Below are 25096 nucleotides of genomic sequence, written 5' to 3' on the forward strand. Positions count from 1 at the left end.
GGTTTATTTGAGATGCTTATTTTTAAGAGTATGCTTTTATTTTAGGAATGTTTTGATCCGATGAGTCGAAAGCTCAGGTTGTGCTCACTCTTAAGTTGATGGGCATGGGGTTCACTCCTTATATATCCTTAAAGGATATAGTTGCTCTTTACTGGAAGATTTATATACAAGTTGTTTTTCTTATATAACAAAGTATCCCATGATTCCAGGTTCCATTCCTTCAAAGAAACACCATTAGCACATAACGTAGAAGATACAAAAACGAGCCGGTAAGAGTTGTATACGTCGTCATACGTGGAAGCCAATGTGGAACACTCATCCCCATTTTCTCAGCTACCTTCAGTGCCACTACAGACAACCCTGTCGCTGTCCAAATTACTACAACTTCCCCAGTAAGTGTCATATCGAGTCCTTCTTTCTTTTTAGTTGTAACCCTTTTGACGTGAGAATCGGTTGATACTGATTAACCATTTCATCCCATTCAAGAATTTCTTCCTCTTCCCCGTATAGATCCTCAATAATATCGTTAGATAAGCTGTAATAACCTCGGTATTCTTTATTGTTAAACACCTCATGTCTTTCCATATGATTTACGATAGAATTAGCCTCTCCTTTTCCTCTGGACTCCTTATACATGTTTCTTAGCTCTTTTGATGAATACAAATAAGGAGTGTCATTTAAGTAATCATATTGCCATCTCATTATTCATCCCTCCACTGTTTACAAACATCTAAATACGCATCAATCCTTTTCTGAATCCCTATCTCGTTATACGGTCCATAAGGTTCCTCTTCCCCTAATAAATCGACGATATCGATGTAATTTGAATTTTGTAGCATATCTTGTTTTGCAATGTGATCGTACACACAACGCACTTCATTTTCGTCGTCCGCTTCTGTGTACATGTTAAACAAGGTTTGTGGCGGATACAGCTGCATACGAGGCAAATACTTATATCCAGGTCTCATTATTCCCCACCTTTCCCCTCTTGATGCCCTTAGTTCCACTTGGTATTCCTCGTGGTCTTAATATAGGTATATGACCTAGAGAACTATTTTTGCACGTCCACACCAATTTTTTCTTTTTAGCCTGTACTATTTATAAAGGAGTTTATTTCTGCATATAGAAAGTAAATTCTTGAGGTGAGTGTATATGAAGTTTAAATGTAGACTTAAAGTAATCTTTGCAGAACTTGAAATTAAACAGAGTGATTTTGCAAAACGTATTGGAGTTGACGACTCCACTCTTAGTGCAATTGTTCGTAATCGTACTAAACCTCGTTTTGATACGGCCTATCTAATCTGCAAAGAACTCGATAAACCAATTGAGGAGATCTGGACCATCGAGGAGTAATCCCTCCCCCTCCAGCCTTAATAAGTTTTTATCTTTATTTTCTTTTTACACTTGACTTGTGCTTTCGGCAGACAATCATGGGATGAGGGTACAGGACAACGGCTAGAGCAGAGAATGACTACCTTACAACGCTTCAAAAATAAAAAGCGTCGTAAAGTAGACGTTCTGTCAATCATGGTCTATCGGGTTAAGGAATCCGTATAGTAACACCCTGTTTAAACGCTGTAATTTCTTACACAGCTGACTTTTTACAGATAAAGCTTGTCCTATCTGCAGAAAGAATCAGGAAAGGAAATGCACTACTGGCGTATCCTTGATTACTCGTAACCTATAATTCTTTCATTATCAGCTGCTACCCGTGCCATAACACGCCAAGCAACCGCCGTACCGTTAATGGCCGTACTCGCCTAGACTCCTAACAACGCAAACAAGGAAACGTTATTCGTTAGGACGCTTAACTTTCTGACGTTGGCTTAGCTAACCTGTTCAAGTTTAACGAGTGTTAGGTCATTCCTCGTGTGGATCATCCCCTTAATTACCTAAAAAAGACAATAAGAAACTAGACCTCGTGAATATCTGTTTTTTCGAATAAGGATATTCACGAGGCTGGAGGTTGTCCGATATTTAGTTAAAGAAAGAGGTTATAGCACATGAGCTATAAGCATATTGATAAGGAATAAAACCGAAGCTACAGTATAAAAACCATAAAACCAAATACAGTCTGATTTTGTATCTAAACCAAAATAGTTATTAAGAGTTTTCATTTGCGTCTCCTCTCAACCTAAAAAGTTCAACTAATTGAGTTAAATATATAACTCGATTAGTTGAACGTCAATAGGTAAACTAGAAAAGTTTACTATTTTTTATGTAATTGTGTTAGAATACGAGATAAGATGGTTGTGTATCGGAGGAGAATACATATGATATTTACATTGGGGCAGACACTACGTGAGATAGGTGTAACCAAAAACAAATTAGCTGTGGAAGCAAAAATCCGCCATAATACAATTAGTGATTTAGTAAACGGTAATGTTAGTTCTATACGTATAGATACATTACAAGCAATACTTGATACATTAAATAAGTTAGCTGCTGATCAAGGAATAGAAAAAGTTTATGGTATTAAAGATGTTATCAAACATGAAAAAGACGCATAATTAGCGTCTTTTTTACTTACAAATATTAGATAAATACTTAAATTTGTGTTGTTATTTGATACAATAACCTTGCAATACACTATCATAGGAGGGAGAAAATGAGAAAAAATTATTTCAATACATTAGGGGTAGTGTTTATCGGAACGTCTTTATTATTTACGACTGGCTGTACGCCACAAAATAATGAAGCGACCTCTCAAGCGGTGATTCAAAAGGATGAAGAAAAAGCAAAAAAACAAGCGGAAAAAGAAGCTGAGAAACAGAGAAAGCATCAAGAAAAAGAAAAAACACAGGAAGAAAGTAAAGAGAAAAAGTTTAATGCAAGTATCGAAAAAATTGTTAAAAAAACCATTGGAATAGACGACGTAGAATCAGTTGAAGTAAATAAAAACTTCGATTTACCCGATCCAAATAATAAGGTGGTATTACTAAACTTAAAAAACGCTAATGATAAAGTTCTTACATGGAACGGGGCTACTAATATACTAAAAAAATTATCAAAAGAAAAAGAAATCCAGAAGGTCATTTTTGTATGGAAGGCTGAGCTAACAGATACATATGGAAACAAAAAGAGTGATCCTGTAATGAAAATGAGTATAGATCGCGAGAGCTTAGACAAAATTAACTTTAAAAACTTTGATCACAACAATATCCCTAACGTCGTAAAAGATTATTGGGAACATCCTGCATATAACAAGTAATTTAATGACGAAAGGGTGGAATTGTTTTGAAAAAGAAAAAATCGTTTTTATATGTTCGAAATGAATATTACGGAACAGAGAAAAAAGAGGATTTATTTAGTGAACTATACGAAAAACACTTGGATGTTAAAGTAACAATCACTCGTAAAACAAGGAAAACAGAAAAATAACTGTGTATCTATTCGCTTTGCACAAAGCTAATTTATCGATTGTGAAAGTTGTAAGAAACGTACCTTAGTAGAGTGAAAAAATCAATAATAAAACGTAGGAGGAATTGCGATGGATAACACAGAGTACAAAAGCAAACTAGATGGGCGGATTCAGTCTTTACTCAAAAGGCACACGTATTACTTAAATCGTAAGTTTGAATCTGAATCTGATTTAGGGGCGTTCGCTGAAGGGGTATTTTTAATTGAAGATGAGCTATGTTTTTTATTATCATTTTTAACGAATCAAGAAATACAATATTTCCACAGGTTTACTAACATACAGTGGACCGATGAAGTTGAATTTGTAAACGACCGTCCTCAAATAAAACACCGTTAAAATACTAATAAAAACAAGAGCCGTCCTAATGGGCGGCTCTTGTTAATGAAACTACTATTCTTTCGTATAGAAATATTTCAGTCCTCTAGCATCTAACCACGCAGTTGCTTTGTCTAGCTCGTTCCCTTGACGATAATCCGTCTCAAAATATACAAGTCCTTGTCGATCTCCACGGGAAACAATTTTAGAGGTGAATCCTAGCTGATCCATCATTTGAACCATGTCAGGAATTAAATTTACACCAAACTCATAAGTAACAACTTTATTAAATTTATTCACTATAATCTCCACTCCTTCTTCTTGTTTTTCAGTTTTTTCAACAGTTTGATTTGTAAACCAGGATAAAGGCTTGCTTCCGATTAATTCATTTAAATCACACTTACCGATACCTGGAACGTTTCCGGTTTCAGTATATTGCCACAGATCGCAAGGATAGTTAGGTTTTAAACCACCATAACGCGGGATCCAAACAAAATCACATTTTACATTTGCCATTCCAAAAGGAGCATACATATGATGGCCAACATATAAACCGACTTTTTTAGCACCTAATCGGCGTAGTTCATCGATAAAAGCTTGCGTACCAGCTCTCATATCGTTCATTGTTTTTACTTCTACGTCAGCTACCCAAACTGTAGCGCTTTTATCACCACGATTCCAGAAATCACGTGCTTCTATACGTGCATCATTTTCAGAAACAAAACGACAGAATGCATAATTACCAAAAGGGATACCGTATTGCTTCATAGCTTGTACATATCCTTTGTATAATGGATCTACATAATTTGAACCATCTTGTACACGAGCAATAATAAAATCAATGTGTTGTTTTGCTACAGGCCAATTAATATTACCGTTCCATTTTGAAATATCTACAGTGTAACCCACTATAAAAACCTCCTTATTTTAAATCGTGTTTTTCGAGAACATCTTTTTGCTGCAACCCTTTGTTACTTAAATAGTTGTTCTTCCATGCCATATACAGCGTATAACCACCGGTAATTACAGCTACGATATTGTTTGTCAGTTCATTACTGATAGTCTGGTAACCGACTAAGTTTAATACGCTATTAATTACAGCAATAATCAGGATGACAAAACGCGTAATTGATGCATTATCTAAATTTTTCATGTGACCACCTCCTCTCATTTCAAGAAATTTAAAATGTTAAATAATAAAAGGACTGCCAATGACAGTCCTGAAATCCACATGGATATATGAGCCTTTTTGTTAGTATCATTTTTTTCTTGCGCCAATTTCAAATCACGTATTTCACGATCGCGGAACTTGAACATTTCATCTATCTCAGTACGCTGCATATAATTTTTCTGATTGTAATCTAGCTTTTCTTCGATTCGTTTAACTGCAGCACTCATCGTTTGTAGATGCACTTCTAATTTCGCAATGCGCTCACCATCTTTTTGCTCCACCGCCATCACCCCTTTTTAGACAATAAAAAAGACCAGCTTATCGCTGCTCTGGTTTTTCATTAATTAACTTTTGAACTATATCTTTTAGCTCGGCTATGTCGGTTTCGAGCGTTTCAATCCTTCTTTTTGATTGTGCGCTTTCTTCTTTCAATAACTTATACTCAGCGTAAAACTGTTGGAAAGCTGCGATAAAAAGAGAAACAGTATTATATAAATTAATAGCGCGCTTCTCTTTATCGGTAAATACATCGTCCGTATCATCTGCAATCATACCATAATACGTTTCAATTTCTTTTGTTGTATATGGTTCTGTTTTTTCTTCCGGCTTGTTTACACGCATTTGATACAGATCATACATATCGTCCTTGAAGTTGTACTGTTTGATAGCTAAGCTCATGATTTTATCAAGAGCTGAGAAAGGAATATCTTTTATATTTTCTTTCATATTTCTAGCCGATGTAGTCTTAAAGGCTTTTGCCCACATATTTTGAGTAGCTATCGCATCCTCTTCCGCATATAGCGTTCTTAGTTGTATATCTCTCCATCCGCTACCTTGACTATCTTTAATTTGCAAGCCGTTGTTATAACCGGATACAAGGCTTGACCTTATCGTTACCCTCCCCATAATTAAATCATGATCATTAGCGCCATTCATTATGTGTATTTCATTAGGACTGTTTTTTCTTCTAAAAGTAAACTGTCCCCAGTTATTATTAAAAGAATGAGGCTCTGTTGTGGTCACACTGAAGGAACCAGCTCCAGATGTCCATCCTTCAGATTCTATCTCAATATTATTCAAACATTTGAAACGTAATTTCCCGGCCGCATACATATCCATATGTCCGCCATCATTTAGCATTTGGATATATGAGGACCATATATTATCCCCTTCAGCGTTTTCGCCTTTAGAGATTCCTAATTTTGCCCACGCTTTAGAAGGTTGCTCAACTCCATTAATTCGTGGCATCGTTTGATAAATATAGAACGATCCTGTACCCCTGTATTTAATATTGTCAGAACCAAGGACGAGTGAAGGTTGAATACTTCCATCATTTGTTTCCATAAATCCTATATAGCCACGTGGCTTATCTAAATCGAAAATCTTCATGTCTTGCTTATTTATTTCAACAAATCTGTTTCCGCTTGTTTTAAGTGTTACTCCTTCTAAAACTTGTCCTTTAATATGGCTCGCTGTAATAAAACCTTTTAAGTTAATTCTGTTCGCATTCAAAGTAATGTTTTCTTTACTCATATTGAATGCTGCGATTACATCATTTTCTTTTACAGATATGCTAACACCCTTTTCAGTTAACTGAAGACGGGTTTCCATATCTCTTACATAAGAATCTTTTGCAAATTGTCCATTTGCTTGCTCTATTGTATATACTTCCGTCTTTTTTGCTGCTGCATTGATCCCCTGTTCATTGATAGTGAAACGGTTATCGATTAAAGTCATCTTCTGGTTAAATTGTTCAGTTGCAAGCTTATTAGCTAATTCATCTAATAAATCTTGTTTATTTTGATTAACTGTCTGCTTCAACTCTGGAATCTTAAACCCCGCAACATAATCCTCTACTTGTTTAAGCTCAACTTTACCTTCAAGTGCTTTCGCAGTATTTTCCCATCCAGCTTTCGCCTCTTGTAATTGTTTTCCTTGTTCCGTCTGCGTATTTTGTATTAGAGAGACATTTTGTTTAATGGTAGTTGCATCTTTTTCTACAGTAGCAACACGCTTATCAAATCCACTTTGATTATTTTCTACTTTTGTTATTGTTTCTTTGATACCATCTACACTTTTTGTAATTTCATTGGTTTTCTTGGTGAATTCATCGGTTGTTACCTGCTCTTCAGGCGGTGGCGTCCAATCCTGTGGCTTATTCCCTTTATACAAGGCAACCCATTCCACAATAGATTTAGTAGTACTGCTCGGATAGTTATATAAGCTTAACTTTCGTTCATTTCCACTTGTAGCTGCAACAGCTTTAAAGGTTACATAAGTTATTCCATTAGCGTAAACACTTGTTGCATATCCAACATTGCTAGACCCGCCATTCTGCCAAATTCCAAATTTCTGCCCTTGTGGGACACTACCTTTAATTACAAAGGTATATTCCTCACCCGCAAAGAAATTTTCAGTTAGAGAATATTGATTGATTAGATAGTCTGTTTTTTCATATTTAACATTTGATTTTAATAAAAGGTTACGTCCACCAGCTTTTTCACTATTAACTTTTGTTTCTACACTCGTTAACTTCTCACTGATTTTCCCAGCTTTTTCTTCTATTTCAGTAGTTGTTTTCTTTAGTTCGCTTGTTGTTTGTTGCACATCAGAAATAGCCTTTTTTGTACCTTCCACATTTGATTCCACTGTATTTAATTTATTACTAATTTCAGTATCATTTTTCGTTAACGATTCAATAGAAGTTTTAAATCCATTAGAATCCTGTTCAAACTGAGTTACTTTCTTATCGATTTCACCTTGTTTATTTTCGATATTAGAAATTGTACGACTGACACCTTGTAACCCTTCCTGTACTTCATTGAATTGTCCTGTAGCTTGATTTTGTGCTTCTTGAACCTTTTTGTTTAATTCTGTTTTTGTTGATTCAATATCTTTATTTACCTGATCTAATGTTTCTTTTTTGACAGACTCTACATCAGGGACAACCGATTCCCAGGCTACACCCGTCCATATTTTCAAAATGCCAGGCTTTCCGTTACTAATATCACGCCAAAGCGTTTTATAAGGTTTAAGCCCTGTTGTCGGTGGATTCTTTGCTTCAATGATTTCTACCGTGTTATTTTTAAGATTCTCTTGAACTTTTTCAGCCAATGTTTTCGCTGCTTCGGATTCCTTCTTAGCATTACTAGCTGTTTCATTTGCATCTTTCACTAGTTCATCTAACTGATCTATCAGTTCTTGTTTACTTCCTAGTGAACTAAGAATACGATTGTAAATCTTTCGTAGTTCTTCGTTTGGATCAGTAATTTCGCGATAATCACCAAACACATATTTATCTTGTGTAGGATCCGTAAAAGATTCATCACCAGCAATTACACGTGCTTCAAGGTATAACTTAGGTGTGAACCCTGTATCTTTGATTCGGATTGTATCGCCCTCGTTAATTAGTTCATGTGCTAGTCCGAAAATACGTCCAATCGATTGCGCTTCTACTTCGTAAGAAACTGAAGAATTGACACGTTTTTTTAATTCCGTCTTCATCAAAGTCAGTAATCGTTGTGGAGTCATATTTTGATCTTCTGTTTCTGGAGTGTAGAAACCAAATTTATGTTTACCATGCGCATTCCAGCGTTGAAAGGCATCACTATCTGTAATATAAAGAAGTCCGTTATTGATGCTCTCAACCGTTATAAGTTCGTCACCTTCACCTCGTACAAAGCCGACTAAGGCGGTACAAATATCCCTGGAATGTTCAATGCGTCTAACGCCAACTAAGTCTTTTCCCAGGGTTACTTCCTTCCCTGTTTCTCTCCCTCGTTTATTTATCATATCAACGTACCATCCAGTAATTCGAGAACCGAATACTTCAACACGATATTGTATTTCCAACTCAAACAAAGCTGCAATTTTCTTTAAAAAAGTGAGGGGATCGATGAATTCATCAATAGTCATCGTGTGGAATGAAGAATAATCCGTTATTCCACGTTGCCATTTTGAATCGGCAAGCGCGATATCAATAAACGTATTAACTGTTTCGCTCTCTATACGTTGAGGTTTAATAATCCCATCTTTAGCTATTTGAACCCAGGCACCAGACGAGTGTACAGTTAATGATCTATCATTTGAATCTTTTTCTACTTCATTATTAATAACATACGGAACAATTCGACCATCTCGTACTTCCTTTAAAACCAAGTTCTGCTGTTGTAATGTAATTGCATGTGGAGTGCCGTCAAAAGTTTTGAACTCTAGCATATCAATGTTATTCTTGATTTCCCAATGACGTTTATCTTCCCAGTAGTCCTTTGGTTGAATAGCGGATAGAATTTGATCTGTTTTGAAATCAACAACATGAAGTAATCCGCTTGGTGTTCTCATCGAAATCGCTCCCTATATTTAACTTTTGCTGTTCCAATATCAGATGGCATAATTTCGAGTATATTAGCGCCTTTATTAATAACGGGAAAATTACTGAAAAACTCTTTTATGTTAATCGCGTTTTTCCCTTCAATACTGACATGACTACTCTCTGTATCAATCACGACTTTATCACCAACATCAACTATATAAGGCGGTGTGTTATTCGTATTTAAATTCACTTTCCAAAACTTTAAATCACTAACTGACATCGCTTCTACTGGCGGTACATCCTGCCACTGCATGATACTAATCTGTATTTGAGCTGCTTTTTCCATATGCTTATTGTCTTTATCAGTCCATCTCGCAAAGCGCTCTGAATCATCTTTTTCTGTCCCTGGAAGGAATTTTGAAATATACGCTTCCCATACATTTCCGGTCCTAGCTATCCACAATCGACCCAAATACTGATTCCAGGTATTCGGGTAATCGCCACTCTCATAGATCAAACCTATTTTACCAGGCTTATTATCGTATCCAATAACCATTGTTCCGAAATTTTGTTCGGCTTGCCAATAGAGATCGTTCATAGCGATTTTTGAAAGTACCTTACTATTTTCATCGAGTATTGCTATCTCAACTCGTCCCATTTCATTGATTTTCTTGCTCTTACAAGTAACGTAAGCTTGCATGATAAAATCTTCTACTGGGCCACCAGGGATACTTTTTTTGACAGCTGCACCATGCCATCCCTTTCCCGTTCCAGTCCCAAAATCAGAACAATAGAATTGATATTTATCTGATTTCATTTCACCAACCGGTTCACCATCTTCCATTGAGCTGACTTTACTCCACCCTACAGTGGTAGCCATCTCATCCCATATAAGCCTTTGATTTCTTTCAACGGGTTTTTCCACAGTTTTTAACGGCATCCCAATACGAAAGTAATCTCGATCACTTAAAGATACCCCGCCGAACCATACATCTAAAAAAGTGTTTGGCTTTGTAATATCAATTTCAATGATAGGGTTAGAATGAACTGTTCCTTTATTTTGGATATTAGCAACTAACCCACTAACGTCTTTTTTAAATTCAACGGTTTGCTCTTTTCCTAACTTATACGGCATTGGACATATTAGTGTAATAGTTGCTTGATGAATATTAGATTTTTCTAAAGTCTCCTCTACAGATTCCTTAATCCCGTAATACACAATATCCGGTTCGTCTGTGAAGGTAATTTTTACAGGTTCTTCTGTATCTAATAAACCATTCAATTCATCTATCCGTTTCCTTAGTTCAAAAAGAGAGACTCCCTTAAGAGAGAAATCTACTTCTAATACTCTCTTGGGAGTCCTTTTACTTAAAAAATATGAACCTGGGCGGTGAGGTACCGTTAACTCATTAATTTCGTCACTTAAAATTCCGCGACCTCTTATATCGTTAACCATAAAAAATCCTTTTTCGTATTTTTGTTCGAAGTATTCTTCTAAATTAATTCCATTAAAAACTAACAATCTACCGCCCTCCTTTAAAATACTTCTTTCCGTTTTTTCACAGCCTCTTGCTCTCCAGTAATATCATCAACGAACCTATTAAACTCTTGTCTACCAAGCTGTATATTAATATACGCGGGTCGTCTTTCACTAGCTGTAGAATTTGAAGCAGTTCCGGAATCCGTATTCCCTGTGCTTGTTTGTGGTTTAGCTGTCTGGTACGCGCCAAGTCCTCTTGGCATTCCGTATACAGTCTCTACTTGTAGGGCTTCAGGTTTCATCCATTCAGTCATTTGTTCGGTTGTTCTTTGTACAGCACCTTTCATAGCATCTATACCATTAATCCAACCTTTCATCATATTGACACCAATGAAATCCCTGAACCAACGACTCGGTGAGTGAATCGATAAAAGTCCTGAAATTTTATCTTTAATTCCATTTCCGATGTCCGTAATTTTGTCCCAAATAGCCCCAGCCATAGAGCTTATACCGTTTAAAAGTCCCTGCATCATATTTTTTCCTATGCTTCCTAAATCGATTCCGCTAAGGAATGACTTTACATTGTCAAAAATTTGAGTCACTGTGTTATAGATAGAATCTAGGATGTTAGATGTCGCTGACTTAGCCGCATTCCAAATTGAAGAAATGATGCTACCTACTGCGTTCATAACAGATGAAATGACTGAACCTATACCTGAAAAAATTGAACTTACTAGAGAACCTATCGCTGATAAAACACTAGAAAAAATAGATTTCACTAGATTTAGTCCACCAGTCACGACCGCGGAAATTAAATTTATCGCCCCTTGGATGATATTTCCGATTAATGACATTACACTCGATGTAATGCCTTTCACCGCGTTCCACGCTCCACTCCAATCTCCTTTTAAAACTGAAGTGAAAAGCTTTATTATGTTGGTGATTATCCCAATAGCAGAGGTTATTACGCCCATAATAGCGGGAAAAACTGCCTGGACAATCGACAAAATAAATTGAATCGCCGGGATCACTACGCCTTTTATTATTGTTGCTAGGCCTTCAAGTATCGCAGTAGCTACGGGAATCGCCGCTTGAATTATCGAAACTATTACCGGGAAAACCGCCTGAACGATTTGTAAAATTAAAGGAATAACCGTAGTCGCTATGATAGAGATTACCTGGCCTAATAATTGAATAATAGGAATCGCAACGGAAATCGCAGCAGCTATAATTCCAGCTATTACTGGGAAGACCGCTTGTACCGCCTGGAGAATAATCGGAATCACTGACGTCGCTATGATTGATAAGACTTCTCCAAACCCTTGAATCAGCATTCCTGCTATGCTAAATGCCGCCTGGATTACTTGCAATATAATAGGGAATGCCGTTTGAAAAGCTTGAGCGAATATTGGTAAAACCGTAGTTGCTAGCTCAGTAAAAATTTGAGCTACTTGTTGTATAGCCTCCGTTATCACTGGCATAATTTCTATTGTCGTATCAGCAAACATCTGAATTAATTCAGTGATCATAGGCATTACTTCTTGTACCACTTGACCGAAAAGTTTGAATAAATCAGATGCTAAAGGTACTACAGCTTGTATTGTTTCTCCGAACAAACGGAATAAATCGAGTGCTATCGGTACTACGGCTTGTACTACTTCACTAAACAAACTAGCTATTGTAGAACCTAACTCGCCAAAGGCTGCACCTAGCTCAGAAAGAGCAGGCCCAAGTGTAGCGAAGCTCTCTGCTATAACTTGTCCCGTTTTCGCAAATTCAGGAGCAAGTGGTGCAAATGCTTGTGTAATCCCTTGAGCTATTGACTGAACAACCGGCAAAATCGCAGAAATCACAGAACTAAAAATCGATTGTATAGACTGCCAAGCCGACATAAACGCAGACTTCACTTGATCATTTGTATTTATCAATTTAAATATCGTAGCACCTAAAGAAGCTACAATAGCGATTACCCATCCTACAGGGCCTGAAACACCTAAAAACGATAAGCCTAAACGTACAATTAATGGTGTTAAAGTAGCTATCGTATTCCCTATTGAAGAGAAGGACATTTTTATAAAGTCAATTACTGGAGAAAGGGCTGATCCAATTCCAGCAAATGCTGCACTAAGTCCTGATATTGCTGAACTAAACGCGCCACTTATCCCCTGACCAAATTCACTAAATTTCGATTTTATTACAGCTAACGAAACCTCTACTGCTGTTGCAAAACTAGAAAACACTTGACCTGCTTTAATTAACCCTGCCTCTAATGCTGCACTGATTGCTGTACCCATTGCTGAAAATTTTTCCGGTATTGTCCCAAGATAAGAACCTAAAGAATCAAAAGCAGATTTCATAGCTTCAACTGCTGCTATGGTCCCATTTTTTATTGATTCCCACGCATTGTTAACGGCATTTCGAAAAGTCTCGTTATGTTTGTAAAGTTGAACTAGCGCTACCCCCACTAAGCTTAGAATTGCAATCGTTGCTCCGATTGGTCCTGTTAGAAACACAAAAGCTGCACGCAATGCTATCATGGCATTTCTAGCAATAAAAGCTACAGCTGAACTTTTACTTATATAATTAGCTAATTTACCAAATAGAATCATGGTTGTACCTACAGCATTTGTTACCATACCAATTACCGTTGCTATAACTAAAAAAGCTGTAGTAAATGCTACTACCGAAGCAATCACCGTCTGCACAGGAGCCGGTAATTTCATAAATGCGTTTGCCAAGGTTTCAACTACTCCAGCTACAGCCATTAATGCAGGAGCTAATGCGTCAGTAAATGCACGTGCCGCAACATCAAGAGAGGCTTCCATTTTCGTCAGTGCTCCGGCCCATCCTTCAAGCATGGAGTCCGCAGCTTTTTTAGAAGCACCGTCCGAGTTCACTAAGGATTGCGTTAAAGCATCAATCTTTTCAGGGCCTGCTGCTACAAGTGCCATCATACCTGATACAGCTTCTGTACCAAATATTGTTGCTAACGCCGCACCTTTTTGTGCACTTGTCATACCTTCCATTCCTGATTTCAACTCACCAATAATTTGAGACAATGGTTTCATATTACCTTGTTGATCCGTAATAGATACGCCAAGTCGTTTTAACTCATTCGCCGCTGCTTTTGGCGGTTTAACTAAACGTAGTAAAGATGCACGTAATGCTGTACCAGCGGTCTCCCCTTTAATACCACTATTTGACATAATACCAACAGAAGCCGCTAGTTCTTCCATCGATATGCCTAATTGAGCTGCTGGACCCGCCGCATATTTAAAAGCGTATTGCATATCCCCTACACCCGCAGCTGTTGCGTTTGCGGCTGTTGCTAGAACATCAGCAACATGTGTACTTTGACTTGCCTCCATACCAAATGAGTTTAAAGCTGACGTAATCGTATCAGCAACCATCCCCAGGTCTTCGCCTGATGCAGCCGCTGCACTCAACACACCAGGTAATGCGGACGTTGCTTGAGCCGAATCGAAACCTTTCGCACCCATTTCAGCAAAAGCCGCTGCTACCTGCCCTGTTGAATACACAGAATTCTTTGCCATATCAAGAATCGCTTTCTTTACTTGACCGTAGTCGCCTGCAGTTAAAACTGCCGCTTTACGAGTTTGTGATTCAAATTCTCGTGACTTTTGAATCATACTCCCTAAAGCAAAAGCCGACGCTGCAGCTGCAGGACCAAATGCATTTTGCATTGTTTGCCCTGTTTGCTGTACACGTCGGCCCATTTCAATTGCTTGATTACCTACTTCTTGAAATCTAGCACGCCACCCTGAATAATCAGGAGGCGGTGGTGCTGGTGGCGCTGGCGGTAATGGTGGAGGTGACGGCGGCTGTGGAGCAGGTGGGATAGGAGGTGGTCTACTAATCTGCTGAAAAAATGTATTCCATGCTTGTGTAGCTTGTCCAAGGTTACTTATTAAATTAGATATGTCCGCAATCACCTGAGTTTCTACCTTGTTCTGGCTCATTCACCTCACCTACCCTTCCTCTTCTTGTATTTGACTTCTAATCATCGATTCTATTTGATCAAAGAACGATTCGTTCCTTTGAATTTTTTCAACTACTTCTTTCCGTTCATTTGCTTGTTTTTCAATATCACGAACACTTTCTGGACGTGTATATATATCCGCTAATGACTTGATTTTGTCACTTTGAGCATTTCGATTAAACAAAGCTTGTACACTTGCAAACTCGTACTTATCAAGTAGTTGTTCCTTATATCCGTTCAACATAAGGTGATACTCCTTGAGACTAATACGCCAAGATTGCAAGGTGGTCATATTAAAAAAACGAAAACACTCACCTTGCAATTCATCAATATTTATGCGTACAGGTTCTCGAACGATTTCTGTTGTTCCGCTGTCATTGTCCCTAGAAGTTTCTTCACTGTCTTCTGGAAGAAAAAACTATTTAGCACAACTGCTTTGTTGTACTTTAGAATTTCATCAAGGTCTAGTTTTTCAGCATTAAACATATTTTCAATCTCTTTCTGTACAGCTTCATACGTGATTCCCTCATTTGTATGAATCAGTGCGTAATAAACCACATCCGTGAAATTAGTAATTCCGCCCTGCATGGTTTGAGAAACGAATTGCATCGGCCCACCGTTTTCATCTAATAATCTCAGTGCTTGTAAACAGAATTTCAGTTCTTGTTCTTTACCATTAATTACAAAACGCGTATACGATTTTTCAGCCATAATAATTACCTCCAATTTTTTGTTCAAAATAAAAAAGCGTTTATATGAACGCTTATTCAAATCTCAATTATTTATTTTCCAGGAATTCATCCACTGCTTTACCAAGCAAACTAATCATTGCTTCTCTCTTTTGCTTTGGTGTTGTATTATCTTGCATTTCATTAAAGATAGGAAGTACACTTTCTAATTTCTGTTTATCGATGCGTTCATTTACAAGGTCTTGTCCTAGCATTGAAATAAATGTACCAATTGCAACCGCTTGTTCTTGTTTATCTAGTTTCATTTATCTCACTCCCTTTTACTACGCGACCTTGGATTGAATCAGCTGTATGTTCGACAATGGATTCCGCTACAACTCTTCCATCTAATGAAACCCCAACCTTACAATCCATCCCTACCAATTTACTGTCATTAATCTTCTTAATTATTTCAGATTGTTTATTTATTAGTTGAACATGAGTTATATCAGCTTTCGTTGCTAATCCCTCTTCTAACATATTGACCCTTCTGTTTAATTCGTTTACACCTGCTGAAACACAATTTAACGTTTGAATTAAACCTTCATTATCTCTTTGTAGATCGTTAATTCTTTTTTCAAAATCAGCAATTATTTCTGTTATAGATTCCATCTCTCATCCTCCTCAAAACATCCTTATTCAGTTCCTGGTGTAGCTACATCACCAGAAGGTGCACCTTCTGGTACTTTATTAAGCGTCCCTTTAGAAATTTTCCCGTTTAATTTTAAGCCGATAGAATACTTTGAGTACTCCTCATTTTCATGAGAAAGTTCCAAACTATTCAACATGTATGTTCCTGATTTAACTTTAAACTCAGAAGCGGTTGCACTACGTAGGTTAACTTCATGAATTCTTACTAAAACTTTATTAAGAATTACTTCTTCTACATAATCAAGTCCCTCGTCACCTTCAGTACAAATCCCTTCAATACTAGCTGATTGTGTTACGTCACCGTAATCAGATCCACTCTTATCTTTCGTTTTTAACTCGATTTCTCCAGCCTCAATTGATCGTGAACCTGACGTTTGGTTAAAAAATCGAACTGTTTTTGTAGTTTTCCCATCAGGTTGCGGAATGTCAATCAAGTAAAGCGTTTCGGCACCTTTAAACTCAGGTGCATTACTTTTTTTTACTTCTGCCATTTTTGTTCCTCCTCTAATTTCTGATTGTTATAGTAATAAAACTCAAGTGTTTCGCTGTTAAAATCTCAACGTCTTTTTGAGACAGTGGTTCAAAATTCTTTACTTTTGCATTAAAAAAACCGATTCGTTCTGGATTCTTTTTACTTGTATCGAACAAGTCAATTGAACTCTTTTCGAATCGGTTAATTATTCTATCTTGCAAATCGTTCCTATCAAAAATTTTATCTGCATACACACCTACTTGTATCAGATGATTACGTGAAAAATTCTCCTTTGAATACCTGCTAATTGTTCCTGACAAATCCTCAATGGTAATGAAGGGTTTGTCTTTTCCTGATACAGAAACACCATCGTATATCCATGTAGTAGGCGCAAAAACATCCAGCAATTTTTTTAATGAATACATTACATCATTCAACATAATTAATGCCCCTTCGCTACACGTTGAACAGTTTTGTTTATATCCTCAACAAATGGTTGCTCACCTTCAAAAGCTGTTTTACGCATAAAACCTTTTTTTGTTTTGTGCGTAAATTCTTGTACCGCTGCGTAAATAAGAGGAGATCCATACGTACCAATAATTCTCGCACCGACTACCATCTTTACACTTGCAGGAATACTTTCAGATAAAGGACCGTGTAATATCGGAGCACGATTAGATGCTTGATTAGCCTGTAGACGTGTATGTTTTTCTACCGTTTGTTCAATTGGTTTTTTGTATCTATTAGGGTTATGTGCTTTTAACACATTTGATTTTCCTTTAACAACAACTCTGATTCTCATCAAATCACCCTCTTTACAATGACCTCACGACGGTTTACGCCACCAAGCCCTCTTTCATCGATAAGTTCAATAACGTAAAAAACACCTTTACGCTCAATTTTTTCAATGTTCTCTAAGTCCACATTAAGAGGAAATGTAACAAGCGCCTCTCCTTTTTTAACATCTAGATCAGCGAACTTCGTCTTTTCCACTGACGTGAATTTCTTCCAAACTAATTGAACAGTTTCTTTTCGGGGGGCACCTTGAATTTCTTCTCCTGTAATTGGATCTTTTTCAGAAACCCCTTTAATGTATAAAATCACCGGTTCTCTACGTCCCTGCTCAATCATTTCACGATTTTCGCGAATCTCTTTAATATCATCTTCAGTAAGCAATTGCTACACCTCCCCGCTTATTAAGTAGTTCAGCCGTGACGAACATTGTGGATGTGGGCTTATTAATTGATTCATAAGGCTTTCCGGAATATTTTTCGGATACTTTCCAGCTCCTAAACCGTATGCATCACGTCTCGCTAGCTTGTAACACATATGCTTTGAGTGGTATCTGTGGCGATGGCCATTATCAATAATTTGATAACCTGTCACAATTTCACTTTCTAATCCATTCTGTATAGTAGCTGCTCGGTACGTGTTAGTACTCTCAGAAATTGCTACACGCTCAACCTTCCATTTCTCATTGTCGTGTACTTCCTTTATCTTTTGAGAAATCATTGTAATGCTCTCGCCCTTTAATACAGATGGACGAATGACACTACTTAATCGATCTCTCATATCTCCAGATAAATTCCATACACGATCAGACAAAACTAAGCCATCTTCACCAGGTCTTTTTATAACCCCTTGAATAATTTGCTTATTTACCGCAGTTATAGATTTCACGTCCAAACCTGCCTCTGATAATTTTGATGTGATCCACTTCGATGTGTTTTCAATCAATGTATGGAATGACCGCTCTGCTTGTTTACGAAATTCTTTTTCGTATAAAGTAAGGTCTCGTAATAACGCATTTAACCTACTACGCTTCACGATTCCATCCTTTTGATAGTCATTCAATAAATCAACTAAAAACAAACGTATTAGGATAATGGCCTTTACAGTATCAGAAACTTGTTTTTCGTGCTCCTCTTTAAATTCTTCGGAAATGGTATCGAGCGCTGCATCCATCTCTTGTTGAGAATCGCTCATGTAATCATCTCCCATCTGCCCGCTTAGCAAATGTTTGATGAGTACCTTTTCCACGTCGATACTTCCTGTATTTTTTAAGCGCGTCCGCTGATAACTTCTTATAATTCGCAAAGATCATCGATTTATCAACCGATTCTTCACCATCTGTATAAGAAAAATAGCGCGCTGCGTCTGCTGCAATTGATTCATAAGCAAATGACAACGCAAGATAAAAAACAGCATTTGCATTTACTTTTTCAGTTAACTCTGACTCAGTTTCGGCTTCAGACAACCAATTTCCGATGTCCTCCGGAGTTACTTTTGGAACTTTTGCTAACCGACTCTCCAGTCTTTCCGACACCTTCATTCGGTGTCACCTCCGTCACTGTAATTTTGTTAAGGCATCATAACTCCTGCAGCTTTTAACTTTGCAATAAGGGCGTTTAAGTCTTTTACTACACCCGCTACGTCAGTCGCTGTACTATCTGGTTGTTTATCAACCTTTTTGGGTATTAGAGCTACTTTTTCTTCAAGACCTTTAATAATATTGCCAAGTGATGTGTCTTTCGCAATCGGCATCGATCTGTTTAAACGTTGTGCTTGATTTTCAGAAATAGACATGCATAAAACTCCTTTCAAAATACAAAAAAGGTAGCATACACGCTACCTTTTAAGCCATTGTTTTAGAGATATTTTCAAGAACAGCGATAGACTCTTTCGCATTCTTAACTTCAAATCCAAATTCCCCACGAATGACACGAGAGAAGTAGTCAGCACCATTTGGTGTAGCATCTTGATCATAAATTGGAGTTAAGTAACGTGCCTTTACTTTTTCTGTATCAAGAAGTAACGCACGATCTTTAGGCATATTTAAATCAACTACAACACTAGAAATCGCTCCACCTGGTAAATCCGATACAAACGATAAGATTTGGTAACCTGCTGCGGTATCTTGGCGTGTAGTACGAATTGTATCGCCACCAAGCTTTGTAATTTGTCGCGCGATATTTGGTCCACATAAAATTGTGTTTGCTGAACCGCCTCGCGTAAACACTTGCTCTACAGCGTCATTCAGTAGTTTAGCCGCGATTTCGTTCCCTTTAAAATCTTGCTTATGAGAACCTTCAATACCTGTAAATGCAAATAAACCACCTGTAGTACGCGGTTGTGTCGGAGAACCGCCATTTCTACGGCCATAAATTAAAGACGTATTCGCTTCACGAATCATCTCTTGTAAACGCAGGTTTACTTGATAATCTAATTCGTTTGATACGCCGTATGTGTTCACTTGTTGTTGTGTACGTGAAACAGATGCGTATCTTGAAAAGATTTGTGAGAAGTTATGTGACACTAAACGGTCATTGATTTCATTCTTACGGAAAGCATCTTCACCTTCTGGTCTCGGTCTTGCAATGACTTTTAATTCACCACCAGCTGTAATTGCCTCCGCTTTCGTACTATCGTAACCACGTTGCACAGTGATTTTATCCGCGTTTTCATCGACACTTACTACACGTAGCACTTCTAAGCCGTTTTGTACCAGAGCATTTTCAGTGAATTTACGAGCCTCGCCTTTTTCTAAAACTAGGTCCGTATCCCCAACAGCTGCGGCTGTTTTCACAATACCTGTATCAGAGTTTAAATAGTCGTTCTGCCATTCAAATTTAGTTTGTGTTAAAGCGTCTCCTACACCAATTAACCCGAAAAGAACAGGTGCTTTCGTGAGAATTAAATCCACATTCGCTTGCATTTGTCTTACTTGTTGTTGAAATTCGTACGTAGTTGGTACTGGCATATTTGTAGCCCCCTCAAATTTTTTAAATTAAAAAACCGCTGACTTTTAATCAACGATCCGTTATTTCTTCGATTTTGCTTCTAACAACTTGTTATAAATACGTGTTACCTCGCCCGCATACTTTGAATCTTTTAACGCTTTTGTTTTCGCTTCTTCCAGCTCTTTTTCTAAAGCAAGTATTTCATTCGCTCTCGGATTTGTTCCTGGATTCGCGCCACCAGCTGCATCTGCCCCCACAACTTTCTTGAACATCCAAGGTTTACTTTCCTTTAGCGCATTAACAGCCTCTTCAACTCCTTGATAATTACCATTCTCATCAAGTTGAATAGTCGACTTATCTAAAAGCGCCAATACGTCACCTGGATCATTCGCATCTAAAGCACGTGCCATACTCTTAATTTCCGTATTTAGAATACGTGTATTTGCTTTTTCTTGCGCTTTTTGTGCTGCTTCGGAAGCTTCTAGTGCCTTTTTGTCAGCTTCTTCTTTCTCAGCCTGCAAACGTTCGATTTCCGTCATTTCTTGCTTTTTACGCTCTTCTTCAGCTTTTTCGTATTCTGCTAATTTTGCTTTAACGTCATCGTAGTCGCCGTATTTTTCAGCTGACTTTTTACGTTCACGTTCTAAGCGTTTCTTTACAAGTTCATCTAATTCCTCTTGTGATTTAGGTAGATTAGTAGGATCGCCAGGGTTGTTATCAGGATTATCCTCAGGACTACCACCATCAGAGAAAAACTGTAGGTCTAATCGAAGTGGGAACTTAGGTGTTTTTTGTACTTGTTCTACAAAAAATTTTAATGCTGTAGCTTGTTTTGCGTATTCCATTTGCAAATCCTCCATTTTGAGCCTGTCGGCTATAATTTCCGAAAGTTTATAGCGCCATTTCGTAAGGCAAGTATTACTTTTCGTTATACGGATCCTGAGACTGTCGTTTCAACATTCGTTCTTGCATAATCTCCATGAATTTCTGTTCCGCATTTTCTTTACCACTTCTCGTAATCGCACCTTTAATTGATTCGATTTCGTTTGAAATTTCATCGCCTAACTGTTCGATAAGTGCTTTTTGATCTTGCGGTAACGGTAAACCAAAAATAATCTTGCTAGCATAATAGTTATCTACTTTTGCTAACATTTCTTTATCGTATTTGAACTTTGGATCATCCTGCCTTGCTTTCATATAACGTAAAATATACTCATTTAAGGTTTGTAGACGGGACTGCCATATCACCCATGAGCGTTGTGTTTTTGAAATGATATTACTAAATAAAAGCTGGACCGCCATGTCATTTATACCGCCCGTATTCATGTCAGCAGTGTTCACCATCGGTACCTCTGCTTTTTCATGTAGGCGTTTCTGCAATCGGTCCAGATACGCTTCAATGGTTTCTTTAAATCGGAATCCACTTTCCAGCTTTTTAGCGCTTGGTTCACCTGCATCTTCAGCACCGTCACCTAAATCCCATTTCGCACCTGGTGCAACTTGTAGAGGATTCTTCGGATCCTCATCTACGTTCGTCAGCAAGGTAATAGCAAACATTTCAAAACGTAATGCATCCGAGTAATCAGACATTTTTTTATCAATTTCCTCAGACAACTTTATTGTTTTTTCAAGTTCACTATAACCCGTAGTACGTTTACTTAATTTTTCAGTCGGTACTGGTACTACAGGAATAAAATCAATACCCATTGATGAGCGCTCAACCCTATCCTCTTGTTTTTCTAAGTCACCGTTGTATATCGCCTCTTCAATTTCACAGTCGTACTCACCAGTTTCTTTACGCCAAACTAAGTAATACGATAACTTCCACATTTTCGTTTGTTCCTCGTCAAGCCATGCGATAAAATGAATTTCTTCCAGCTGATCTATATCCCAGTCGCTATACTTCGCAATAACTTCCGTCGATGGATGCCAAATAACCTTAAATTCACCACGACGTTTATCGTAGTGAAGACGGGCATACACACCAGTTTTGGAAATAGCACGGTCTTTCGCTGCTGCTAATAACTTCTCATGCATTCGATTATCATCCCAAACCCATGTTAATAACCGTTCCTTCGCCTTCGCTCTACTGTTTTCGCGTTGTTGCTCTTCACTAGGCTCATATCCTGATTGAATCATAAGAGCTGGATCGTCTATCACATCAGGAGGAACTGTGACCTTCGGTTCTTTTTCAAATTGCCACGCTGCAATCATGTTTACGATTTTTTGAGGATAATCAAGTTGTATTTTCGTAGGTTCGTAGTCGAGATTATCTGGTTTTTTATAATCAGACCATACGTTTAAGTCTCCTTCATAACGCTCATACAAGCGAACCTCGGACATAATACGTGTCCACTCAGAATCGCCGAGTGCGGTACGAACTGGCATTACAATTTCCACTGGATTCATAAAATTACGATCACCTTGTACTCTCATTCAAGCTCCTCCTTTCTCAATATCTTGAATTTCCTGTAGTTCCCGCTTTACGTCTTGCACGTTTATATGCAATAGAAAAAGCCATTTGAACTGCATCCGGACCATCATCATGCGGATGCATCGGATACATTTCAAATTGCTCCAATAAAGCACGTAAATGTTTCATAAAACGTAATTTACCACTCTGTATATCAGGTAACAATGACTCAATACGTAGTGCTTTTCGTGTACGTTGCTTAATTTGTTTTAAGCGCGTCGATGAAGGATACCCTTTCTTCTGCAACGCTTCCCCAACTTTCTCAGCAAACCACTCCTGTGCTTGTTGTGCCTCTACTGCTATTGATTCATATTGATATGCCAGCGTGTATTCTACAGCCTTTTCTAACAACGTATTTGGATGCACACGCTCCATAAAAATATCGATAATGTAGCACGTGCCTGTTTCCACGTTTTTCGCAAGTGTAACTACTACGCTGTAGTCACCTTTTTCTTTCCCCATTGCGAAATCGACAGCACCGTAATATAAAAGGTTTTTATCTTTCAAATCTTTTTCAGTACAGTACGTGAAATATTTCGGTTTAAATATCTGTCTTTCCTCGTCAGTCGGGTTACATAAATACTCCTGGTTAAACGCTTTGGTACCGTCGTCTTCCCTAATTTCCATCAGGTCGATGTATGGGAAATGAGATGGCCATAATGTTTTTGTACCACGTAACATTTCTTCTTTATTCTGTTCATAAAATTGTCGAGCACGATCTGCTGAATCTGGATCATCTACCTGACGAATCTCACGCCATTCTTGCCATAAGTCTTCGCGCTCTGACCATTTCAAAATTGCCGGGAATGATCTGGATACGAAATCACGACGATTTTTAATCACGTGATGCAATAAACTGTCGTAACAAACGATGGTACCCATATAAATACAAGCACCTTCTTGACGACTCAAACCTGGAAGCAATTCTTCTTTGAACCAGCGTTTGTTTTTGGTAATCAAGTCAACCGTCGCGGTATTTTCTTTACTCTCCAAATCATCCAAAATGTAGAGCTGAACCCTTTTTGAACCGTGACGTAAACCACGTACCTGTGTCCCGATACCTTTCGCTTCGACTTTTGTGTTTGTTAAAGTCACAAACTCTTTGTCGTTATCTACTTCATTTCGGCTCTTTTGCTCATGAAGTAAGATTCCGAAATCCTCGCGTAATTTTTCGTTGTACTTTAACTGATCACGTGCCCAAGATATAAAGTCACCAGCTACATCAGATGTTTCAGAAATCAAAACAATATACTGCTTTAATCGATACACGACTTGATGACACAAATAACCGTTACTCAGATAAGCAGTTTTTGCATGACCACGTCCTACACTCCATGCTACTTTTTTCTTTTTCTCCCTACCTGTTGTGATGTCATCTAATAGCTCACATAACGTTTGGTGAAACTCTGCAGCATCATCCATCGATACTCCGGCAGGAATTAAGTTATCTGGATTCCCGGGATTCCCTTCTTCAGAGAAATATTCATACATGAAGTACAGCATGTCATGTTCTCCACGGTGCACCCTTTTTAACTTTTCTAACTCATCGATGTCAGCAAGTAGTGTATCCATGTAATATTCTGTAGCCTCACCAGTCTCGTACAACTCCTGTAATTTCTTCGCTCTTTCTGCTACAAGATTGATACGTTCCTGACGTTCTTGACGGGCTAACCATTTACCGTCTATATATGCCATGTAGCCCGTCCTCCTTTTACTCGCCTGTCAATTTTTTTAATTTCTGAAGCTGTTCTTCGATTTCCGCATTTGTACGGGTTGCATTTCCTAAATCACCCTCGATTACTTTCTTATCAGTCAGTAAACCGAATCGCTGCATATACAATTGCATAGCTTTCACACTCGGTTGTGGCCCTAAAATTAACTGCATTAACTTGCTGTACACCTGCTCGCGCTTCTCTGCTAGAAAACTATCGGCCACTTCGCTCTTGAATGCGATGAAGTCCTGGTTCTTAGTTCGCCACTCCCAAAGCGTTGTCCGATTTATGCCTAGCTCGTTGGCCATTTCGTCCTGAGTCCTTTTTTCCTCGTTGTTCGATTCCATCAACTCGTTTTCTACAAGCAGGTACGCCGCTTGAATTTGTTTAGCTGTAAGTTTCTGTTTTAACTCGTCTAACTTCGCCATCATTTCGCTCCCCTTTCTTCGTGAAATAGAAAAAGGCAACCGATTTAGTATCGATTGCCTTGAAATTCGTATATTTTGTGTAGCCCCCATGCCCATCAACTTAAGAGTGAGCACAACCTGAGCTTTCGACTCATCGGATCAAAACATTCCTAAAATAAAAGCATACTCTTAAAAATAAGCATCTCAAATAAAC

General features: G+C 38.0%; 31 protein-coding genes. 5 read left to right on the plus strand and 26 right to left on the minus strand.

The window, feature by feature from the left end:
* Positions 1–220 precede the first annotated feature (220 nt).
* The 3 genes from MR168_RS22925 to MR168_RS22935 are packed head-to-tail and all read right to left on the minus strand — an operon-like array spanning position 221 to position 968.
* A complete protein-coding gene (locus tag MR168_RS22925; protein ID WP_000176361.1) occupies positions 221–403 on the minus strand; it encodes a hypothetical protein in 183 nt (60 codons plus the stop codon).
* Complete coding sequence (locus tag MR168_RS22930) at positions 400–702, minus strand: hypothetical protein (protein ID WP_001267622.1); 303 nt, start codon at positions 700–702, stop codon at positions 400–402. The genes MR168_RS22925 and MR168_RS22930 overlap by 4 nt, the downstream gene beginning before the upstream one ends.
* A complete protein-coding gene (locus MR168_RS22935) occupies positions 702–968 on the minus strand; it encodes a hypothetical protein (RefSeq protein ID WP_001247349.1) in 267 nt (88 codons plus the stop codon). The genes MR168_RS22930 and MR168_RS22935 overlap by 1 nt, the downstream gene beginning before the upstream one ends.
* 184 nt (positions 969–1152) lie before the next feature.
* Between MR168_RS22935 and MR168_RS22940 the strand changes: the two genes are divergently transcribed.
* On the plus strand, positions 1153–1353 hold the full coding sequence (locus MR168_RS22940) for a helix-turn-helix transcriptional regulator (protein ID WP_242291496.1): 201 nt from the start codon (positions 1153–1155) through the stop codon (positions 1351–1353).
* A 641-nt stretch (positions 1354–1994) separates the two neighbouring features.
* Here MR168_RS22940 and MR168_RS22945 read toward each other — a convergent pair.
* Positions 1995–2117 carry a DUF3961 domain-containing protein gene (locus tag MR168_RS22945; protein ID WP_000854597.1) on the minus strand — a complete coding sequence of 41 codons (123 nt, stop codon included), beginning with the start codon at positions 2115–2117 and terminating at the stop codon, positions 1995–1997.
* A 168-nt stretch (positions 2118–2285) separates the two neighbouring features.
* Between MR168_RS22945 and MR168_RS22950 the strand changes: the two genes are divergently transcribed.
* The 4 genes from MR168_RS22950 (at position 2286) to MR168_RS22965 (ending at position 3757) form a co-directional block, all read left to right on the plus strand.
* Entirely contained in the window at positions 2286–2510 is a 225-nt protein-coding gene (locus tag MR168_RS22950) for a helix-turn-helix domain-containing protein (protein ID WP_236820984.1), read from the plus strand.
* 98 nt (positions 2511–2608) lie between these two features.
* Entirely contained in the window at positions 2609–3211 is a 603-nt protein-coding gene (locus tag MR168_RS22955) for a hypothetical protein (RefSeq protein ID WP_001230989.1), read from the plus strand.
* Positions 3212–3237: 26 nt separating this feature from the next.
* Positions 3238–3381 (plus strand): hypothetical protein, encoded by a 144-nt coding sequence (locus MR168_RS22960; protein WP_000727572.1) that lies wholly within the window; start codon positions 3238–3240, stop codon positions 3379–3381.
* A gap of 109 nt (positions 3382–3490) precedes the next feature.
* Entirely contained in the window at positions 3491–3757 is a 267-nt protein-coding gene (locus MR168_RS22965) for a hypothetical protein (protein WP_242291497.1), read from the plus strand.
* Positions 3758–3811: 54 nt separating this feature from the next.
* Here the strand turns inward: MR168_RS22965 and MR168_RS22970 are convergent, their stop codons facing one another.
* The 22 genes from MR168_RS22970 to MR168_RS23075 all read right to left on the minus strand — a co-directional run bounded on the left by MR168_RS22970 (position 3812) and on the right by MR168_RS23075 (position 24903).
* On the minus strand, positions 3812–4645 hold the full coding sequence (locus MR168_RS22970; protein WP_242291498.1) for a GH25 family lysozyme: 834 nt from the start codon (positions 4643–4645) through the stop codon (positions 3812–3814).
* Between the two features lie 13 nt (positions 4646–4658).
* Positions 4659–4889, minus strand: coding sequence for a phage holin (locus MR168_RS22975; RefSeq protein WP_095021637.1), 231 nt, complete (start codon positions 4887–4889; stop codon positions 4659–4661).
* 14 nt (positions 4890–4903) lie between these two features.
* Complete coding sequence (locus MR168_RS22980; protein ID WP_242291499.1) at positions 4904–5194, minus strand: hypothetical protein; 291 nt, start codon at positions 5192–5194, stop codon at positions 4904–4906.
* Positions 5195–5225: 31 nt separating this feature from the next.
* Positions 5226–9248 (minus strand): phage tail spike protein, encoded by a 4023-nt coding sequence (locus MR168_RS22985; RefSeq protein WP_242291500.1) that lies wholly within the window; start codon positions 9246–9248, stop codon positions 5226–5228.
* The gene (locus MR168_RS22990) at positions 9245–10741 is read right to left on the minus strand and encodes a distal tail protein Dit (RefSeq protein ID WP_000959919.1); all 1497 of its coding nucleotides are present in this window, start codon (positions 10739–10741) and stop codon (positions 9245–9247) included. Before MR168_RS22990 ends, MR168_RS22985 begins: the two co-directional genes overlap by 4 nt.
* Before the next feature lie 14 nt (positions 10742–10755).
* A complete protein-coding gene (locus MR168_RS22995) occupies positions 10756–14652 on the minus strand; it encodes a phage tail tape measure protein (protein ID WP_003271441.1) in 3897 nt (1298 codons plus the stop codon).
* 36 nt (positions 14653–14688) lie between these two features.
* The gene (locus tag MR168_RS23000) at positions 14689–14943 is read right to left on the minus strand and encodes a hypothetical protein (RefSeq protein WP_000931847.1); all 255 of its coding nucleotides are present in this window, start codon (positions 14941–14943) and stop codon (positions 14689–14691) included.
* Between the two features lie 89 nt (positions 14944–15032).
* Positions 15033–15410 (minus strand): tail assembly chaperone, encoded by a 378-nt coding sequence (locus MR168_RS23005; RefSeq protein WP_000818630.1) that lies wholly within the window; start codon positions 15408–15410, stop codon positions 15033–15035.
* 67 nt (positions 15411–15477) lie between these two features.
* Positions 15478–15693, minus strand: a complete 216-nt coding sequence (locus MR168_RS23010) for a hypothetical protein (RefSeq protein ID WP_000762691.1) — start codon at positions 15691–15693, stop codon at positions 15478–15480.
* Positions 15680–16039 carry a hypothetical protein gene (locus MR168_RS23015; RefSeq protein ID WP_000443956.1) on the minus strand — a complete coding sequence of 120 codons (360 nt, stop codon included), beginning with the start codon at positions 16037–16039 and terminating at the stop codon, positions 15680–15682. The genes MR168_RS23010 and MR168_RS23015 overlap by 14 nt, the downstream gene beginning before the upstream one ends.
* A 23-nt stretch (positions 16040–16062) precedes the next feature.
* Positions 16063–16569 (minus strand): phage major tail protein, TP901-1 family, encoded by a 507-nt coding sequence (locus MR168_RS23020; RefSeq protein WP_242291501.1) that lies wholly within the window; start codon positions 16567–16569, stop codon positions 16063–16065.
* Between the two features lie 13 nt (positions 16570–16582).
* Positions 16583–16990, minus strand: a complete 408-nt coding sequence (locus MR168_RS23025; protein WP_000930921.1) for a hypothetical protein — start codon at positions 16988–16990, stop codon at positions 16583–16585.
* Positions 16991–16992: 2 nt separating this feature from the next.
* Positions 16993–17352, minus strand: coding sequence for a hypothetical protein (locus MR168_RS23030; protein ID WP_001222696.1), 360 nt, complete (start codon positions 17350–17352; stop codon positions 16993–16995).
* Positions 17352–17726, minus strand: a complete 375-nt coding sequence (locus tag MR168_RS23035) for a hypothetical protein (protein ID WP_000954643.1) — start codon at positions 17724–17726, stop codon at positions 17352–17354. Before MR168_RS23035 ends, MR168_RS23030 begins: the two co-directional genes overlap by 1 nt.
* Before the next feature lie 3 nt (positions 17727–17729).
* Positions 17730–18536, minus strand: coding sequence for a hypothetical protein (locus MR168_RS23040; RefSeq protein WP_001285263.1), 807 nt, complete (start codon positions 18534–18536; stop codon positions 17730–17732).
* Positions 18537–18540: 4 nt separating this feature from the next.
* Positions 18541–18882, minus strand: coding sequence for a hypothetical protein (locus tag MR168_RS23045; RefSeq protein ID WP_000868477.1), 342 nt, complete (start codon positions 18880–18882; stop codon positions 18541–18543).
* Positions 18883–18911: 29 nt separating this feature from the next.
* Positions 18912–19136: a head fiber protein gene (locus MR168_RS23050; protein ID WP_000027969.1), complete on the minus strand. Its 225-nt coding sequence runs from the start codon at positions 19134–19136 to the stop codon at positions 18912–18914.
* Between the two features lie 49 nt (positions 19137–19185).
* A complete protein-coding gene (locus tag MR168_RS23055) occupies positions 19186–20310 on the minus strand; it encodes an SU10 major capsid protein (RefSeq protein ID WP_001145075.1) in 1125 nt (374 codons plus the stop codon).
* Between the two features lie 60 nt (positions 20311–20370).
* Entirely contained in the window at positions 20371–21135 is a 765-nt protein-coding gene (locus MR168_RS23060) for a phage scaffolding protein (RefSeq protein WP_000455455.1), read from the minus strand.
* A 73-nt stretch (positions 21136–21208) separates the two neighbouring features.
* On the minus strand, positions 21209–22726 hold the full coding sequence (locus tag MR168_RS23065; protein ID WP_001265883.1) for a phage portal protein: 1518 nt from the start codon (positions 22724–22726) through the stop codon (positions 21209–21211).
* Between the two features lie 16 nt (positions 22727–22742).
* Entirely contained in the window at positions 22743–24458 is a 1716-nt protein-coding gene (gene terL / locus MR168_RS23070; protein ID WP_242291502.1) for a phage terminase large subunit, read from the minus strand.
* Positions 24459–24474: 16 nt separating this feature from the next.
* Positions 24475–24903, minus strand: coding sequence for a phBC6A51 family helix-turn-helix protein (locus MR168_RS23075; protein ID WP_001086032.1), 429 nt, complete (start codon positions 24901–24903; stop codon positions 24475–24477).
* Positions 24904–25096 lie beyond the last annotated feature (193 nt).

It is taken from the genome of Bacillus cereus group sp. BfR-BA-01356 (assembly GCF_022663635.1).
Taxonomy (GTDB): domain Bacteria; phylum Bacillota; class Bacilli; order Bacillales; family Bacillaceae_G; genus Bacillus_A; species Bacillus_A cereus.